Annotated in this window: 15 protein-coding genes and 1 tRNA gene; 8 read left to right on the top strand and 8 right to left on the bottom strand. The window is 73.2% G+C overall.

Annotated features, from left to right (window positions below):
• The first annotated feature begins 47 nt into the window (after positions 1-47).
• Positions 48-1103, top strand: a complete 1056-nt coding sequence (locus tag L107_RS04950) for a hypothetical protein (protein WP_159816710.1) — start codon at positions 48-50, stop codon at positions 1101-1103.
• On the opposite strand, the gene rdgB is transcribed toward L107_RS04950, so the two are convergent.
• Positions 1100-1765: an RdgB/HAM1 family non-canonical purine NTP pyrophosphatase gene (gene rdgB / locus L107_RS04945; protein ID WP_159816709.1), complete on the bottom strand. Its 666-nt coding sequence runs from the start codon at positions 1763-1765 to the stop codon at positions 1100-1102. The two genes, L107_RS04950 and rdgB, sit on opposite strands and share 4 nt — an antisense overlap.
• Positions 1765-3234 (bottom strand): phosphoglucomutase/phosphomannomutase family protein, encoded by a 1470-nt coding sequence (locus L107_RS04940; protein WP_159816708.1) that lies wholly within the window; start codon positions 3232-3234, stop codon positions 1765-1767. Before L107_RS04940 ends, rdgB begins: the two co-directional genes overlap by 1 nt.
• 114 nt (positions 3235-3348) lie before the next feature.
• On the opposite strand from L107_RS04940, the gene L107_RS04935 reads away from it, so the two are divergent.
• On the top strand, positions 3349-4893 hold the full coding sequence (locus L107_RS04935) for a TM0106 family RecB-like putative nuclease (RefSeq protein WP_159816707.1): 1545 nt from the start codon (positions 3349-3351) through the stop codon (positions 4891-4893).
• Here L107_RS04935 and L107_RS04930 read toward each other — a convergent pair.
• Positions 4851-5846: a folate-binding protein YgfZ gene (locus L107_RS04930; protein ID WP_159816706.1), complete on the bottom strand. Its 996-nt coding sequence runs from the start codon at positions 5844-5846 to the stop codon at positions 4851-4853. The two genes, L107_RS04935 and L107_RS04930, sit on opposite strands and share 43 nt — an antisense overlap.
• Before the next feature lie 36 nt (positions 5847-5882).
• Positions 5883-6476, bottom strand: a complete 594-nt coding sequence (gene pyrE / locus L107_RS04925) for an orotate phosphoribosyltransferase (RefSeq protein ID WP_159816705.1) — start codon at positions 6474-6476, stop codon at positions 5883-5885.
• 131 nt (positions 6477-6607) lie between these two features.
• Here pyrE and L107_RS04920 point away from each other — a divergent pair, with 131 nt between their 5' ends.
• Positions 6608-7141: an Occludin/ELL family protein gene (locus tag L107_RS04920; RefSeq protein WP_159816704.1), complete on the top strand. Its 534-nt coding sequence runs from the start codon at positions 6608-6610 to the stop codon at positions 7139-7141.
• A 31-nt stretch (positions 7142-7172) separates the two neighbouring features.
• A tRNA-Ile gene (locus L107_RS04915) sits at positions 7173-7245 on the top strand.
• Positions 7246-7251: 6 nt separating this feature from the next.
• On the opposite strand, the gene L107_RS04910 is transcribed toward L107_RS04915, so the two are convergent.
• Positions 7252-7917, bottom strand: a complete 666-nt coding sequence (locus tag L107_RS04910) for a Fe2+-dependent dioxygenase (protein WP_159816703.1) — start codon at positions 7915-7917, stop codon at positions 7252-7254.
• 54 nt (positions 7918-7971) lie between these two features.
• Between L107_RS04910 and L107_RS04905 the strand changes: the two genes are divergently transcribed.
• From L107_RS04905 to L107_RS04895, 3 genes are read left to right on the top strand one after another with little or no spacing between them, the layout of a single operon-like run.
• Positions 7972-8208, top strand: coding sequence for a hypothetical protein (locus L107_RS04905; RefSeq protein WP_159816702.1), 237 nt, complete (start codon positions 7972-7974; stop codon positions 8206-8208).
• A 42-nt stretch (positions 8209-8250) separates the two neighbouring features.
• Complete coding sequence (locus tag L107_RS04900) at positions 8251-9525, top strand: hemolysin family protein (protein WP_159816701.1); 1275 nt, start codon at positions 8251-8253, stop codon at positions 9523-9525.
• A 35-nt stretch (positions 9526-9560) separates the two neighbouring features.
• Positions 9561-10553, top strand: a complete 993-nt coding sequence (locus L107_RS04895; protein WP_015109659.1) for a Gfo/Idh/MocA family protein — start codon at positions 9561-9563, stop codon at positions 10551-10553.
• On the opposite strand, the gene L107_RS04890 is transcribed toward L107_RS04895, so the two are convergent.
• Positions 10550-13807, bottom strand: a complete 3258-nt coding sequence (locus tag L107_RS04890) for a glycoside hydrolase family 15 protein (RefSeq protein WP_159816700.1) — start codon at positions 13805-13807, stop codon at positions 10550-10552. The two genes, L107_RS04895 and L107_RS04890, sit on opposite strands and share 4 nt — an antisense overlap.
• 79 nt (positions 13808-13886) lie before the next feature.
• On the opposite strand from L107_RS04890, the gene L107_RS04885 reads away from it, so the two are divergent.
• Positions 13887-14615: a WecB/TagA/CpsF family glycosyltransferase gene (locus tag L107_RS04885; protein ID WP_159816699.1), complete on the top strand. Its 729-nt coding sequence runs from the start codon at positions 13887-13889 to the stop codon at positions 14613-14615.
• 27 nt (positions 14616-14642) lie between these two features.
• Here L107_RS04885 and L107_RS04880 read toward each other — a convergent pair whose 3' ends face one another.
• Together L107_RS04880 and tgt are read right to left on the bottom strand one after the other, a co-directional pair.
• Positions 14643-14801 (bottom strand): photosystem II reaction center protein K, encoded by a 159-nt coding sequence (locus tag L107_RS04880; protein ID WP_106220981.1) that lies wholly within the window; start codon positions 14799-14801, stop codon positions 14643-14645.
• A 33-nt stretch (positions 14802-14834) separates the two neighbouring features.
• Positions 14835-15956, bottom strand: a complete 1122-nt coding sequence (gene tgt, locus L107_RS04875) for a tRNA guanosine(34) transglycosylase Tgt (RefSeq protein ID WP_159816796.1) — start codon at positions 15954-15956, stop codon at positions 14835-14837.
• Positions 15957-16010: the final 54 nt, after the last annotated feature.

Below are 16010 nucleotides of genomic sequence, written 5' to 3'. Positions count from 1 at the left end.
AGCCTTATCACCGGGCTCTCTTCGAGTCACTGGAGACAATCTGCTCGGTGCAGACACTGGACCCCCGCATCAGCTGGCGGGGCTGGCTGCCCTCCTTCGGTCGCCGTCGCCACGCCTGTGAGCTCCCCCGCGGAGCCTTCTCCCGTCATCGCTGGCTGGTCAGGATTCTTGCCCCCCTGGTGCAGCGGCGGCTGCTGGCCACCTACGGCCGGGCCGACGCCCTGATCCTCACCGATCCCCACGCCTGGCCCTATGCGATTCATTACCGCGGCCTCGCTTCCGTCATCGCCTATCTGGTCAGCGATGACTACGCGGCATACCCCCATGTGCGACTCGATCAGGAACACGATCTGGTCCGCCATGCCGATCTGATCTTTCCGGTGTCGCGGCGTCTCGCCGAGGTGCTCCAAGCCCGGTACGGCATCGAGGACTCCCGCTTTCACACCATCCCCAACGGCATTCCCTCCTCCTGGCTGCCGGCCGACCCTCCCCCCGCGCTTCCGCCCCGGCCATCCCAGCGCCCCGCCCTGCCGGCGGATCTGGTGCCCGCCGATTTCCGGCCCCTGATCGGCATCATCGGCGTGATCGGCAGCCGCATCGACCTGCTGCCGATCGTCGCCGCCCACGACGCCCTGCCTGAGCTCCGCTGGCTGTTCGTGGGGCCGGTGCGCCGCCAGGTGCCCGGCCTGGCCCATCTCCAGAGCAGCCCGCGCTGCCGCTTCCTCGGCGCCATGCCGTACACCGAACTCCAGGCCTGCTTCGCCACCCTCGATGCGGCCGTGCTGCCCCTCACCGACGGTGACATCAACCCCTGCAGCAGTCCCGTCCGCTTCTTCTCCCAGCTGCCCACCGGCCAGCCCATCCTCTACACCGGCACCTGCGCCCAGATCGCCGAAACTCCCCGCCTGGCGTACCACTGCGCCGATGGGCTGGCCCTCACGGCCACCCTCGAGCGCCTGGCCGCGGCCGGCTTCCAGGACGGCCGCGCCGCGGAGCGCCACCGCTTCGCCACCGGATGCACCTGGCAGAAGCGGGCCGCAGCGATGGCCAAAGCCCTGGAGGCGGCGCTGGAGGCCCGCGGTCGGACCCCTGCGGCCCGCTAGGGAACCGTCGGTGTAGCTCCGCCTCCCGAGGCCAGCAGCTCCCGCAGGCCAGGCTCCAGCTGGGCGAAGGCCCGCCCCCGGTGGCCCAGCTGGCCCTTGAGGCCCTTGTCCATCTGCGCGTAGCTGAGGCCCGTCTCCGGCACGAGGAACACCGGGTCGTAGCCGAAGCCGCCGCTGCCCCGCGGGGCCTCCAGGATCTCCCCGTCGCAGCGGCCCTCCACCTCCAGGCGGATCGCGCCGCTCGGGTCGGCCACCGCCAGGGCGGCCACGAAGGCCGCCCGCCGGTCCGGCGCCAGGCCCTGGGCGCGCCGTATCCCGTCGACCTCGCCCAGCTCCCGCAGCAACCGGGCGATCCGGGCGGGGTCGCTGTCGGCGTAGCGGGCCGAATGGACCCCGGGGGCGCCGCCCAGGGCCGCCACCGCCAGGCCGGAGTCGTCGGCCAGGGCCCAGTGGCCCGTGGCGCGGGCCACTGCCTCGGCCTTCAGCCGGGCATTGGCGGCGAAGGTGGTGCCCGTTTCCTCCACCTCCAGACCCTCGGGCTGGGGCCGCACCTCCAGGGGCAGGGAGGCCAGCAGATGGGAGAACTCCCGGATCTTGCCGGCGTTGCCGCTGGCGATCACCAGCACGGTGGGCGCCACCCCGGGCTCCGCTGGGGCGGCCATCAGATGCACTCCGCCAGCTGGCGCGCCCAGGCCAGCACCGCCTGAACCCGGTCGGCGTCGGGGGCTTCGCAGTAGAGGCGCAGCAGGGGCTCGGTGCCGGAGAAGCGCAGCATCAGCCAGTGGCTGGGACCCATCCGCAACTTGACGCCATCGGTGCGGTTCACCTCCAGCACCGCCGCTCCCGCCACCTCCTTGGGCGGATCCTGGGCCAGCAGGGCCTCCAGCCGGCGGCGGCTGGCCATGTCCGGCAGGCGCAAGTCGAGGCGGTCGTAGACGCTGGCGCCACCGCAGCGCTCCTGCAGGGCCGCCAGCCGGGCGCCGAGGGGCAGGCCCCCCTCCACCAGCGCCTCGATCAGCAGCAGGGCGGCGAACAGGGCGTCCCGCTCCGGCAGGTGGAGGCCAAAGCCCACCCCGCCCGATTCCTCGCCCCCCACCAGCACCTCGCTGCTGAGCATCTCGGCGGCGATGTACTTGAACCCCACCGGCATCTCGATCACCTCCCGGCCCAGGTCGGCCGCCACCAGGGCCATCAGGTCGGAGCCGCTGACGGTCTTGACGACGCGGCCCCCCAGCCCGCGGGCCCGGGCCAAGTGGTCGATCAGCAGGGGCATCAGCAGCTGGGTGCTGCAGAAGCGACCCTGCTCGTCCACCGCGGCGATGCGGTCCCCGTCGCCGTCGAAGACGATGCCCACCGCGGGGCGGCCGGCGGCCGTGGCCTGGCGCACCTCGGCGATCAGCCGCTCCAGGTAGGGGGCCAGCGGCTCGGGCGGGTGGCCGCCGAACAGGGGATCCCGCTCCCCCCGGATCTCCCGGATCACGCCGGCGGCCGCCCCCGCCTCCCCCAGCAGGGCCGGCAGTCCCCCGGCGGCCGAGCCGTGCATCGGGTCCACGATCACCTGCAGCCCGGCGGCGGCCAGGCCCGCCACCAGGGCCGGGGCGTCGACCTTGGCGCCGAGGCCCGCCAGGTAGGTGCCCATGGCATCAAAACGCTCGGTGTCGCCGGGGATCGGCACCGTCAGGCCCCCGGCCGCCAGGCGCCGCTCCACCCGGGCGGTGAAGTCGCCCTCCACCGAGCCGCCGAAGGGCCCCTTGATCTTGAGCCCCAGCCATTCCGGCGGGTTGTGGCTGGCGGTGATCACCAGGGCCCCCAGGGCGCCCCGCTCCACCACCGCCCAGCTGCAGGCAGGGGTGGGCACGGGGGTGGCGGCCAGCAGGGGCAGCAGATCGGCCCCCCGCACGGCGCCGGCGATGGCCTCGGCCAGCTCCGGGGCCAGGAAACGCCGGTCGTAGCCGATCACCACCTCCCGGCTGGCGAGGCCCTCCGGGGCGCTGGCGGCCAGTTCCCGGGCGGCGGCGGCCGCCACCGGCAGCAGGCGCTCCATGGTGATGTCCACCCCGAGGATTCCCCGCCAGCCATCGGTGCCGAAGAGGATCGGTCCGGCCTCGAGGGGCAGGGGGGCGGAGGCCATGGGCGGCGCGGAGGCGAGGGAGGGGCAGGCCGGTCGTAGCAGGCCGGCCGCTCCGGATGGCCGCGGCGGGTGCCGGCCTGATGGCAGGCCACCGGTCCCCCTAGCCTGCAGCCCATGCCCCAGACCCCGGACGCCCCCTCCCCCGGATCCCCCGTCCTCACCGACCGCCTGCTGCGCAGCTGGGTGCGCTGCCGGCGGCGGGCCTGGCTCGATCTCCACGGTGCGCCCGAGGAGCGGCTGTGGAGTGCCCACCGCGCCCTGGCCCTCGATGACCAGCTGCGCAGCTTCCAGAGCCTGCTGCCCCAGCGCCCCGGCCATGGGGAGGCGGCCTGCCGGGACGGGGCGCCCGGTGTGGTGGGCCTGCGCCTGGCGGGAACCGGCCCCCGGGGCCTGCGTCTCGAGGCCCACCCGAGCCTGCTGGAGCGGGTCGAGGGGCCCAGCCGCTGGGGCGCCCACGGCTACCGGCCAGTGCTGGCCCGCCAGGGCCGGCGCCTCACCCGGGAGCACCGCCTGCAGCTGGCCCTGTGGGGGCGGCTGCTGGCGGAGCACCAGCGGGCCCCCGTGCCCCATGGGCTGGTGGTGGCCGGTGCCGACCGGGGGCTGGAGCGGGAACGGCTCGCCCTCGGCCCTTCCCTGCAGCGCCAGCTCGATGAAAGCCTGGAGCGCCTGGCCCTCGACCTGGCCCGCAGCGAGCCGCCGCCCCTAGTCAGCGACCGCAAGAAATGCACCCTCTGCAGCTGGCGCGGGGCCTGCGATCGGGTCGCCACCGCGGAGGGGCACCTCAGCGAGGTCAGCGGCATCGGCGGCAAACGGCGCGAACTGCTGCTGGAGCTGGGCATCGCCAGCCTCGACCAGCTGGCGGCGGCCGATCCGGACAGGCTGGCCGACGACCTGGCCGCCCACGGCGAGCAGCACCGGGAGGTGGCCCCCCGGCTGGTGGCCCAGGCCCGGGTGCAGCGGGAGGGCACCCCCCGGCGCAGCGGCGAGGGGGCCGGCCCCGCCCTGCCGGAGCTCTCGGCGGCCCCCGGGGTGCTGCTCTACGACATCGAATCCGACCCCGATGCCCGCGACGACTTCCTCCATGGCCTGGTGCGGCTGGAGCGCGGCGCGGACGGCCATTGGCCCGGGGCGCCGGGGCCGGGCGAGAGCCTGGGGAGCTATCAACCCCTGCTGGCCCTGCAGGAGCACGGCGAGGCGCTGCTCTGGCGACGGCTGAGCAGGCTGCTGGCCCGCTACCCCGACTGGCCGGTGCTGCACTACGGCGAAACTGAGTCGGTCGCCCTGCTGCGGCTGGCCGAGCGCCAGGGGGCCGGCGAGCGGGAGCGGGAGCGGTTGCGGGCCCGGCTGGTGGACGTGCACCAGCGGCTGCGCCGCCACTGGCTGCTGCCGGTCAACAGCTACGGGCTCAAGGCCGTCGCCGGCTGGCGGGGTTTCACCTGGAGCCAGAAGGGGGTCGACGGCGCCCGCTGCCTGCTCTGGTGGCGCCAGTGGCGGGAAGGCTCCGGCGGCCCGCGGCGCCCCAGCCGGCGGGCCCTGGGCCGCAAGCTGCAGCGGATCTTCCGCTACAACCAGGACGACAGCCTGGCCACCTGGGCGGTGGTCCGCTGGCTGCTGGATCAGGACGCGGCCTTGCCCCCCGGTCCCACCGGCGGCGGCTGAAACGCCTCCGGCAGCGAAAGGCTCAGGGCCACCCCCGGGGCCGCCCCGGCCATCAGCTGGCTCTCCTCCAGCCAGGCCTTGCGCACCAGGGCCAGGCCGATCCAGCCCCCGTCACCGGGGAGTTCCAGGCTGGAGGTGATCAGGCCAGCGCGGCCCCCGGCCCCGTCCAGTAGGGGCGTGCCCGCAGCCACGGCATCGGCGGGAACAGCCCCTTCCGGGCCAGCCCCTTCCGGGACAGCCTTGGCCCACCAGCGGCGCAGCTGCTGCTTCACCCCGTCGTAGGTGGCCAGCTTGGCCAGGGTCTCCTGGCCCACATAGCAGCCTTTGCTCAGGCTCACCCGCGCCGCCAGCCCCAGCTCGAAGGGGTTCACCTCCTCGTTGATCTCCCCCGGCGCCGCCGGCAGACCCTGCCGGAGCCGCCAGCGTTCCGCCTCCAGCGGCTCCAGGGGGCGCCGGGCGGCCAGGGCGGGGGGCAGGGGGGCCTCGGCGGGCAGCAGCAGGGCGTCCCCGAGCCGCCAGCCCGGCGATCCCTCCAGCGGCGCCCAGGTGCCGGCGGGCAGGGCCTCCGGTTCCGGCGCCCCCAGCGGCTGGTGCAGGACGGCCGCCGCCACCGGACCCAGCCGCACCTTGTCGGCGGGGAACAGCACCCGGTCGAGGGCGGTGCGCACGGCCGCGGGATCCCCGTCGACGATCACCAGCCAGGCCCCGGCGTCGTCCACCAGCACCTCCGCCACCGCCCGCAGCCGGGCCGTGGGGCTGATGCAGCAGGTGCCGAGCCACTGGCCCGGCCGCGCCCCCTCCAGGGCCTGGCTGGTCTGGCCGTGCAGCACCCGCAGGGTGTCCGGGCCGTCGAGCCGCAGCAGCCCCACCGGCCGCGACCAGCGGCTCCCCTGCGGTGGCGTCCAGTGCCAGGGATCGGCCGCAGCCGCTGTCGGGTCGGGGGAGGGGGCCATGGCGGAGCGCGTCGCGGGGGTGAGCCTGTCGTCGGGTCAGCCTGCCGCGCCGTCCAGCCCGGCGGCCGTGGCGGCCACCTCCTCGAGCAGGAACAGGCTGCGCAGGTCGAGGCCCGCCTCCTCCATCGCCTCGGCTCCCCCCTCCTGGCGATCGACGATCGCCACCACCCGCTCCACGGCGTAGCCCGCCTCCTGCAGCTGGGCCACGGCCTTGAGGGCCGAGCCGCCGGTGGTGACCACGTCCTCCAGGACCGTGATCCGGCTCCCGGCCGGCGGCAGGGGGCCTTCGAGCCAGGCGCCGGTGCCATGGCCCTTGGCCTCCTTGCGCACGATCAGCGCATCGAGATCGCGGCCGGCCAGGGCGGCCTGCAGGGCCACGGCGCTCACCAGGGGATCGGCCCCCAGGGTGAGCCCCGCCACCGCGGCCGCTTCGCCCTCCACCTGCTCCAGCATCAGACGGCCCAGCAGGGCCAGGCCGGTGCCGCTCAGGCTCACCGGCTTGCAGTTGACGTAATGCGGGCTGCGGCGGCCCGAGGCCAGGGTGAAGTCGCCCAGCCGGTAGGCCCGCTCCGCCAGCAGGGCGAGCAGGGCGGAACGCTGTTGGCTGGGGCTGGAGGGCAGGGAGACCATGGACGTTGGAGGGGGCGGCGTTGGGGGGCGGCGTCGCAGAGGCGGCCGGTGCGGAAGCCCATGGATGGGCGAGAGCGTCAGAGCTCGCTAACCTGCGCTCATATCGCCCGGGAGCTGGGCCCGTAGACCCCATGACAGCACCGATCCTGGCAGTGCCTGCCCCCCTCGCTGCGGGCCTCACCGCCCTGCTCCCCTTCGCCGTCCTGGCCCCCGCTCTCGCCGGGCCCGTGCTCTGCACCACCACCCTCGAAGCCCCCATGCCCGGCTCGGCCGGCTCCGGGCCGGTGGAGGTCACCCGCTGCGGCGTGACGCGCTCCGCCCCCGAGCTGATGGAGCAGCGCTTCTACAGCTTCTCGGCCCCCTTCGCCCAGGGCATCAACCTGCTGCACCAGATCACCGATCCCCTCGGCCTCTCGATCCCCGGCCGGGACGGCGGCAGGATCGTCGCCTTCGGTTTCCCCGACCAGAACATCGTCTGGGACGGCACCGCCATCGAGAACACGGCGTCGGTGATGCTGACCGAGCAGAGCGGTCTGATGCCCCAGCGCACCGCCGACATCACCAACGGCTTCAGCACCAGCCTCGGGTCAGGGGCCGCCACCCCCACCTATGTCCGGCCGCCGGCCGGCACCACCTGGACTCCGCCGATCCGGGGCCTCTGGTGAGGCCCCCGCCGGAGACGGCGGCCCGTCCCCCGGGGGTCTAGCAATCTGGTGAATGCAGCGAACTCATAATTCGCCTTAGGCGAGTTCGATCCTCGCGACCCCCATCTCCCTCACTCGCCCCACATCCGCAGCAGGTTGGTGTAGCTGCGGGTGAGCAGGTCGAAGATCTCGTCCTTGCCCTGCTTCTGGAAGAGGGCGCGACGGGCGGTGTCGAGCTCGAACAGGAGTTCGCGTCGGTCGCTGCGGCGCACCCGGCTCTGGATCCAGCCCACGGCCACCAGCCGTTCACCCCGGGTCACGGGTTCCACCCGATGCAGCAGGGAGCTCGGATACACCAGGGCATGGCCGGCCGGCAGGCGCAGGGCGCACTCGCCCCCCGGATCCTCCAGCACCAGCGCGCCGCCGTCGTACTGCTCGGGTTCGCTCAGAAACAGGGTGAAGGAGAGGTCGGAGCGGCCGCCGGCCATGAAGGCATTGTCGACGTGGCGGCCGTAGCCCTCGCCGACGCCGCAGCGGCTGAAGCGCAGGCTGTGCAGCCGCACCGGCAGGGCCGCCGCCTGCAGCAGCGGATGCTGGAGCAGGTGGTCGCTGAGGGCGGAGGCGAGGGTCTGGTGCAGGGAGGATGCCGGCTCCAGCTGGCGGTTGCGCTTCACCTCCCGGGCGTGCCATCCGGCCGTTTCGGCCCCGTCCCTCCAGGGGGCGTCCTTCGCCAGCAGGGCCAGGCGCAACTCGCCGACCTGGCCGCTGCTCAGCAGAGGTTCAAGACGGAACTGCATCCTTTGGCGCTCCGCTGTCCCAGAATTCTCGCCCCATCCATCACGGTGCAGGCCATGGCCCGATCGAGCATCGCCCTGTTCCTCGTCACCACCGGACTGATCACGGCCACCCTGGGCTGCGCCCAGTCCCCCGAATCGAAGGACCAGGAGGGCGGCGAGAACGGCGTCAGCGCCCCGGCCCCGGAACGGCCGGCCGCCGGGGCGCCGGAGGGGGCCGATAAGAACGGCGACCGGGATGGCGTCGGGGACGCTGGCGAGGGAGGGGAGGGCGGCGAGGGCGGCGAAGGCTGAGCCGGGGGGCGGGGCCTAACCTTCAGCCACGACACCCCACCGATGCGCTTCCTGGTCCTGGCGATCCTGTTGGCCCTGCTGGCCTTCTTCGCTGCCGGGGAGCTTGCGCTGATCCGACTCCGGCCCAGCCGCGTCCAGCAGCTCGAGGAGGCGGAGGAGCCCGGCGCCCGTTCCGTGGCCCGGCTCCAGCACCGCCTGCGCAGCGTCCTGGTGGCCACCCAGCTGGGGGTGGTGCTGGCGCTGCTGGCCATGGGCTGGCTGGCCCGGGGTCTGGCGGAGCAGGTGGCCGACTGGATGGGCTCGGGGGAGCAGGCCTGGATCGATGCCGGGGTCTTCCTGGTGCTGGCCCTGCTGGCCACCCTCCTGGGCGGTCTGGTGCCCAAGGCCTGGGTGCTGCACCGTCCCGAGGGCTCGGCCCTGCGGCTGGCACCCCTGCTGGAGTCGCTCACCCGCACCCTGGCGCCGTTGCTGCTGCTGATCGAGCGCTTCAGCGGTGGTCTGCTGCGGCTGCTGGGGCTGCCGCGCAACTGGGATGAGCTGGTGCCGGTGCTGTCGGCCGGGGAGCTGGAGACCCTGATCGAGAGCGGCAGTGTCACCGGCCTGATGCCCGACGAGCGCAGCATCCTCGAGGGGGTCTTCTCCCTGCGGGACACCCTGGTGCGGGAGGTGATGATGCCGCGCTCCGGCATGGTCACCCTGCCGCTGGATGTCACCTTCGCCCAGATGATGGAAGCGGTGCATGCCAGCCAGCACGCCCGCTTCCCGGTGATCGGCAGCTCCCTCGACGACGTGCGCGGCATGCTCGACCTGCGGCGGCTGGCCGAGCCGATCGCCCGGGGCCTCCTGCACCCCGACACGGCCCTGGCCCCCTGGATCCTGCCGGTGGCCCAGGTGCAGGAAAGTGCGTCCCTGGCGGACCTTCTGCCGCTGATCCGCAGCGGCCAGCCCCTGCTGGTGGTGGTGGATGAGCACGGCGGCACCGAGGGGCTGGTCACCGTGGCCGACCTCACCGGCGAGATCGTCGGCGAGGACGACAACCCCCTGGAAACGGCCCAGGACCTGCTGCCCCTCGTCGACGGCACCTGGTCGGCGGCCGGGGACCTGGAGATCGTCGAACTCAACCGCCAGCTGGGCCTGCAGCTGCCGGAAGCGGACGGCCACCACACCCTGGCCGGCTTCGTGCTGGAGCGGCTGCAGCACATCCCCTCCCCCGGGGAAGGGCTGCGCTGGCAGGGCGTCCGCATCGACGTGCTGACCATGGACGGCCCCCGCATCGAGCGGGTTCAGATCACCCTCGCCAGCACGGACGGAACCTGATCATCGATAATGCGCCCACCTGCTCCGCCCCTGCCATGAACCCAGTGCGCGTGGGTGTCATCGGCATCGGCAACATGGGCTGGCACCACGCCCGGGTGCTGAGCCTGCTGCGCGATGCCGAACTGGTGGGCGTCGCCGACCCCGATGAAGCCCGCGGCCGGCTGGCGGTGGAACAGTTCGACTGCCGCTGGTTCCCCGCCTACGAGGAGCTGCTCGGCGAGGTGGAGGCCGTCTGCATCGCCGTGCCCACCCTGCTGCACCACCGGGTCGGCATGGCCTGTCTGCAGGCGGGGGTGCACGTGCTGATCGAGAAGCCGATCGCGGCCACCCAGGAGGAGGCCGCCGACCTGATCGGCGCCGCCGAGGCGGCGGGCCGCCTGCTGCAGGTGGGCCACATCGAGCGGTTCAACCCCGCCTTCCGGGAGCTGCTGCGGGTCGTGGCCAACGAGGAGGTGGTGGTGCTCGAGGCCCGGCGCCACAGCCCCAACGCCGACCGGGCCAATGACGTCTCGGTGGTGCTCGATCTGATGATCCACGACATCGATCTGGTGCTCGAGCTGGCCGCCTCCCCGGTGGTGCGGCTGGCGGCGGCCGGCGGCCGCAGCTCCGATGGCCCGATCGACTACGTCAACGCCACCCTCGGCTTCGCCAATGGCGTGGTGGCCAGCCTCACGGCCAGCAAGATGGCCCACCGCAAGATCCGCAGCCTCAGTGCCCACTGCCGCAGCAGCCTGATGGAGACGGATTTCCTCAACCGCAATCTGCGCATCCACCGCCGTTCCCACGAATCGGTCAGCGCCGACCACGGCGAGCTGCTTTACCGCAATGACGGCTTCATCGAAGAGGTGAGCACCACCTCGATCGAGCCCCTCTACGCCGAACTCGAGCACTTCCTCCAGTGCGTGCGCGGCCGCGAGACACCGGCCGTGGATGGCCTGCAGGCCTCCCGGGCCCTGCAGCTGGCCGACCTGATCGAGCAGTGCGTCGAGCAGCCCAACCTCTGCATGGCCCTGGAGGCCCCGATCTAGACACCCGCCGCCGGAATCATCGCGGCAGGGGCCGCGTCCCTGTCGGCCAGCTCCTGCAGGGCCAGCAGCTGCCAGCGGCGGCAGTCGGCCGGGGAGGAGCGGTAGAAGAGATCCCAGGCCTCCGCCTTGTGGGGCCCGTAGGCCTCGCTGGGCACCTCGGGATGGCGCTGCTGCCAGCCCACCCGCACGGCGTGGCCGATCACCACGTCCAGGGCCAGATCGTCGTCGAACTGCACCTGGGGGTTGGCGGCCACGAAGGCCATCAGGGTGAGCAGGGTCTCGATGCAGAGCCGGCGGTACTCCGGGGCTTCGATCTTGCTGAGCAGGTGCTCCACCAGGATCGCGAAGTTCTTCTCCCCCGGCGTCTTCTCGCGCAGCAGCGGGGCGCTCTCCAGCCGGTTGCGCCGCTCCAGCTTGTCGCCGATCACGAGCCCCCGGCAGTGGTGCAGCAGGTCCCAGATGCCGGGATAGAAGTCCTTCGGCACCCGCTGCAGGGCCCCGAGCCGCATGCGGTGCTGCAGCCAGCTGCCGTCCTTGGGCAGTTCCGCCAGGGGGTCGGGCACCTCCCAGCGCACCCGCCCGCGCAGGTGCAGCTGCTCCTTGCGCTGCAGGGACGCCCGGGCGTGCTCCACATCGGCCAGCACGGCCCGCAGCCGGCGGCGGATGGCATGGGGCGGCAGGGCGCAGAGGGCCTCGAAGGCCTCGCTGGGGCTGAGGTTGGCCTCCCCCGCCAGCTCGCCGGTGAGCAGCAGCAGGAACTGCCCGAGCTGCAGGGTGAGGCTGCCGCTGAGCAGATCCACGTCGGAGCGGGCCAGGGCGTCGATGGCCAGCAGCAGCTCCTGCTGCAGCATCCATTCCCGGCCGTCCTCGCCGCTGAAGCGCCGCACCATCGCCGCGATCGCCAGGCTGCCCTCCGGATGGCTGAGCAGCGAATCGCGGGTGTAGTTGCGGCCCACCACCACCTGCTTCTGACGCAGCAGCAGGTCGGTGAGAGCATCCTCCAGCTGGGGGTGCACCAGGCCCATGGCGCCGGCGGCCCGGCGCACCACGCTCCAGTCGGCGTCGGCCAGGCCGCGGCGGTAGACCTCCTCCAGCAGCACCATCAGCCGCACCCCCGGGCCGCTGCGGGGGCCCTGCAGGCGGGCATTGGGCCCGAGCCGGCGGCTCAGCAGCTCCAGCACCTCCGCCTGCTCCTCCAGGGAGCGGCTGGCCCAGAGCCTGTCCACCAGGTGGGCCAGGGGGACGTCCTCCAGCTCCTGCTCCTGGCGGGCGGTGAGCGGCTGGTGGCTGGCGCTGGGCGGCAGCAGGGTGTGGCCGTCGGGCACCAGATCGCAGGCCGCCAGGGCCTGGGGCGGCAGGTCGACCAGGCTGGCCAGCGGCACCAGCTCCTCCAGCGACACCAGGCGCACCGCCACCGAGCCCAGCTGGCCCTGCTGCAGATCGCGGCCCAGCTCCAGGAAGGCGTCGGGGTCGCGGCGGAAGGGGCCGGCGGCGACCGGCACGAGCAGCAGCGGCGCGCCGGAGCCCCGCCAGTGGCGCTGCAGCACCCGCACCTCGGTGGCCACCGTGTCCACCAGCACCTGGGCGTCGTCGGCCAGGTAGAAGGTGTCCTCCTCCAGCACCGCCGGCAGGAAGCCGATCAGCTCGCCGTCATGGCGGTAGAGCCGGGCGGTGGCCTGGGTCTCCATGCGCACCGGCGGGTGGCCCGAGAGGCCCAGGCGGCCGTTGGCGCCCACCGTCGCCAGGCGCCGGGCCAGCTCGCGGGAACTGGCCACCCGCAGGGGCACCGACTCCGCCTCCGATGGCCGCCGCACCGGCAGGCCGGCATCCGCCAGGGCCGCGGCGATGGCGTCGTCGGCCGGAGCCAGGGCCACCAGCACCTCTTCGGCCCCCGGCGGGCTGGGGTGGCGGCGACCGCAGGGATCGAGATCCGCGGCGGTGATCAGGCCGTGCAGCAGCAGATCCGACAGCCAGGTGAGGCTCTGGGTCCAGAGCAGGGGGACGTTCTCGTTGGGGACGCGGGTCTGGCTGCCGGGCTGGCGCCGCTCGGCCTCGATGAGCCGCTCCGGCACCAGGTAGAGCTCCGGCAGCAGCGCCTCCCCGTCGACCGTCACGCTCAGCTCCCGGAGCTGCTCCCGCCAGCGGCGGGCTTCCTCCCAGCGGCCCTCGCAGCAGGCGGTGATCAGCTCATAGGCCAGGAACAGGGGCCACTCACATTCGATGTGCTCGAACTGGGCCAGTTCCTCCCGCTCGTAGTGGAGCCGGGTCACGTCCTCCAGCGCCGTCTGGTGGCCGTCGCGCCGGAAGCGCTTGTAGCCGTAGGAGCCGGCCAGCTCGCTGCGGATCTTCTCGCGGGTGCGCGCCACCAGCGCCGGATCCTCCACGGCCCAGGCGGGGTAGCCGATCACCGACAGGCAGGCGCTGTCGGCCTCCTTGCTGGCCGACTCCCGTGGCAGCAGGCCGCGCAGGGCACGCCGCAGCCGCACGATGGCGTCATGGGGGATGGTCAGGCAACTGCTGCCGTCGCCGTGGGGGCCGTAGAGATCCAGACCCACCAGGGTCTCGAGGGCGGCCTTCACCATGCCGATCGAGCTGGCGTTGCGCTCCGGCTGGCCGTGGTTGCCCTTGTCGCCCCGCTCCCAGATGCCGTAGTCGGCCACCCGGTAGGCCCGGGCCACGTAATAAACGAGGTTCTGGAGGAAGTCGCGCTCGTGGCTGGTCTGCACGATCACCAGGCCCGAGCGGGTGAGCTGGGCGAGCTGCAGCAGGAACAGGGCCGTGGCGTCGAGCTGCAGATGGCCCCAGCCGTCGTCGGCCACCACCGGATCCCCCGTGGCGGTGTCGAACTTGGCGTGGATGGCGTCGAGGCGCTCGAGGCTGGTCTTGAAGCGCTCCACCTTCGCCGACTGGCGCATCATCGAGCGCATCAGACCCCGCATCAGCTGCAGCACCCGCTGCTCCAGTTCAAAGCTGCGGCGGCAGGGTCCCGCCAGCCGCCGGTGGGCCAGGGCCAGCCCCCAGACGCACTGGATGGAGTAGACGCAGTCCCGGACCCAGGCATCGCCGTAGTTGCCGTGCACGGTGCTGGCGGTGCTGGCGGGCAGCAGACCCGTGATCGGATGCTGGCGCCGCAGGACGACGTGCTCGATGCCGCGGTCGAGGCGTTCGAGGAGCTCCCGGGCCTCCGCCTCGGAGATGGAAGGGGCGGGCGGATCGGTCACGCCCCTGTCGCCATTGCCAGCGGTGCTCATCATGGTCGCGTCAGGACGGGGCGTGCCGGTGGCGGCGGCCGTGGAACCAGGCCATAGATTCTCCCCGCCGTCGTTCCTTCCCATGGCAGCCCTCGCGACCACGCCGGTCCGTGCCCGCGTCCTGGGCATCCCTGTGAATGTAAGCAACGATGTTTTCCGGGACGCGGTGGCGCTGCACGCGGCCGGTGGCGGCCAGATCGTCACCCTCAATGCGGAGATGACCATGGCGGCCCGGGCGGATCCCGCCCTGGGGGCGGCGATCGAGGCGGCCCGGATGGTGATCCCCGATGGGGCCGGTGTGGTGTGGGCCCTGGGGCGCCAGTCGCACCGGGTGCGCCGCGCCCCGGGCATCGAGCTGGCCCGCCGCCTGCTCGACCATGCGGCCGCCCATGGCTGGCGCGTGGCGCTGGTGGGGGCGAGTCCGGCGGTGATGGATCAGCTGCGCGACCGCCTGCTCCACGACCTTCCCGGGCTGAAGCTCGTCTTCAGCGTCCACGGCTACCAGAGCGCCGACGCCTGGCCCGCTCTGGAGCGCCAGCTGCTGCAGTGCCGGCCCGATCTGGTGCTGGTGGCCCTGGGGGTACCGCGCCAGGAAACCTGGATCCAGGCGATGCCCGGACCCCGCAGCGGCCTCTGGATGGGGGTGGGCGGCAGCTTCGACATCTGGGCCGGCACCAAAAAGCGGGCCCCCACCTGGATGGGGGCCCTGCACATCGAGTGGCTGTACCGGCTGATCAAGGAGCCCAGCCGCTGGCGGCGGATGCTCTCGCTGCCGGCCTTCGCCTGGGCGGTTCTGCGCGAGCGCCGCTGAGCGGCTGGGTGGCAGGAACGCCGCTGATCAGCGGAAGCCGACCGAGGCCTGCCAGACGAAGGCCAGCAGCAGGAAGAACAGGGGGATGATCGGCAGGATGTCCACCAGGGGGCCGAAGGCCTGGTAGGCCTCGGGCAGCTGGGCGAGGGTGTGGGGCGCGGAGCCGGCCAGCAGGGAGAGAGCCATGCCTGGAGGAAGAACCATTGCTGTGGCCGGAACCTACCACGTGTGGGCGGCCGGGGAGCCGGGCTCCCAGGGAGCGAAATCCTCTGCAAAACAGCCTTCGCTGATCGCCCGCGCCATGGCGCTCGTGAAGCGCAGCAGGGTGGTGAGGTTGTGCAGGCTCAGCAGGGTGCGGCCCAGCAGTTCGTCGCTGCGGACCAGGTGGTGCAGGTAGCTGCGGCTGTGGTGCCGGCAGGCCAGGCAGCCGCAGCCGGGGTCCAGCGGGCCGTGGTCGTGGCGGAAGCGGGCATTGCGCAGGTTCCAGCGCTCGCCCCCCACCAGGGCGGTGCCGTGCCGACCCAGCCGGGTGGGCAGCACGCAGTCGAACAGGTCGAAGCCGTTGGCGACCGCGATCGCCATCTCCCGCAGGCTGCCCACCCCCATCAGGTAGTGGGGACGCTCCTGGGGCAGCAGGGGACCCACCTGGCGCACCACCCGGTGCATCTCCTCGGCGGGCTCGCCCACGCTCACCCCCCCCACGGCGATGCCGGGCAGGTCCATCGACGCCACCAGCCGCGCCGAGGCCTCGCGCAGATGGGGGAAGCAGCCCCCCTGCACGATCCCGAACAGGGCCTGGTCGCCGCCGCCGTGGCAGGCGACGCAGCGCTCCAGCCAGCGGTGGGTGCGCCGGCAGGCCTCCGCCACCGCCGCCTCCGTGGCGGGGTAGGGCGGGCACTGGTCGAAGGCCATCGCCACATCGGCCCCCAGGGCCCGCTGGATGGCCATCGAGCGCTCCGGGGTCAGGTCGATCCTTGAGCCGTCCCGGGGCGAGCGGAACACCACGCCGTTGTCGTCGATGCGGTTGATGGCGTCGAGGCTGAACACCTGGAAGCCGCCCGAATCGGTCAGCAGGGGGCCGTCCCAGCCCATGAAGCGGTGCAGCCCACCGGCCTCCGCCACCACGGTCTCCCCCGGCTGCAGATGCAGATGGAAGGTGTTGGCCAGCACCATCTGGGCCCCGGTCTCCCGCAGCTGGGGGGTGCTGACGCCCTTGACGGTGGCGGCGGTGCCCACCGGCATGAACCGGGGCGTGTGGACGGGGCCGTGGGGGGTGGTGAAACAGCCGCAGCGGGCCCGGGTCCGCGGGCAGCGGGCGGTGATCGTGAAGTCGAAGGCGATGGGGCCGCGGCGGCTCAGCGCAGACGCTACGTGCCGCTGCTGCGACGCTGTCCG

This window comes from Cyanobium sp. Copco_Reservoir_LC18, assembly GCF_009834675.1.
GTDB lineage: Bacteria > Cyanobacteriota > Cyanobacteriia > PCC-6307 > Cyanobiaceae > Cyanobium > Cyanobium minutissimum.
Note: the sequence above shows the minus strand (reverse complement) of the source record. Positions and strands in the feature narration are given on the sequence as shown.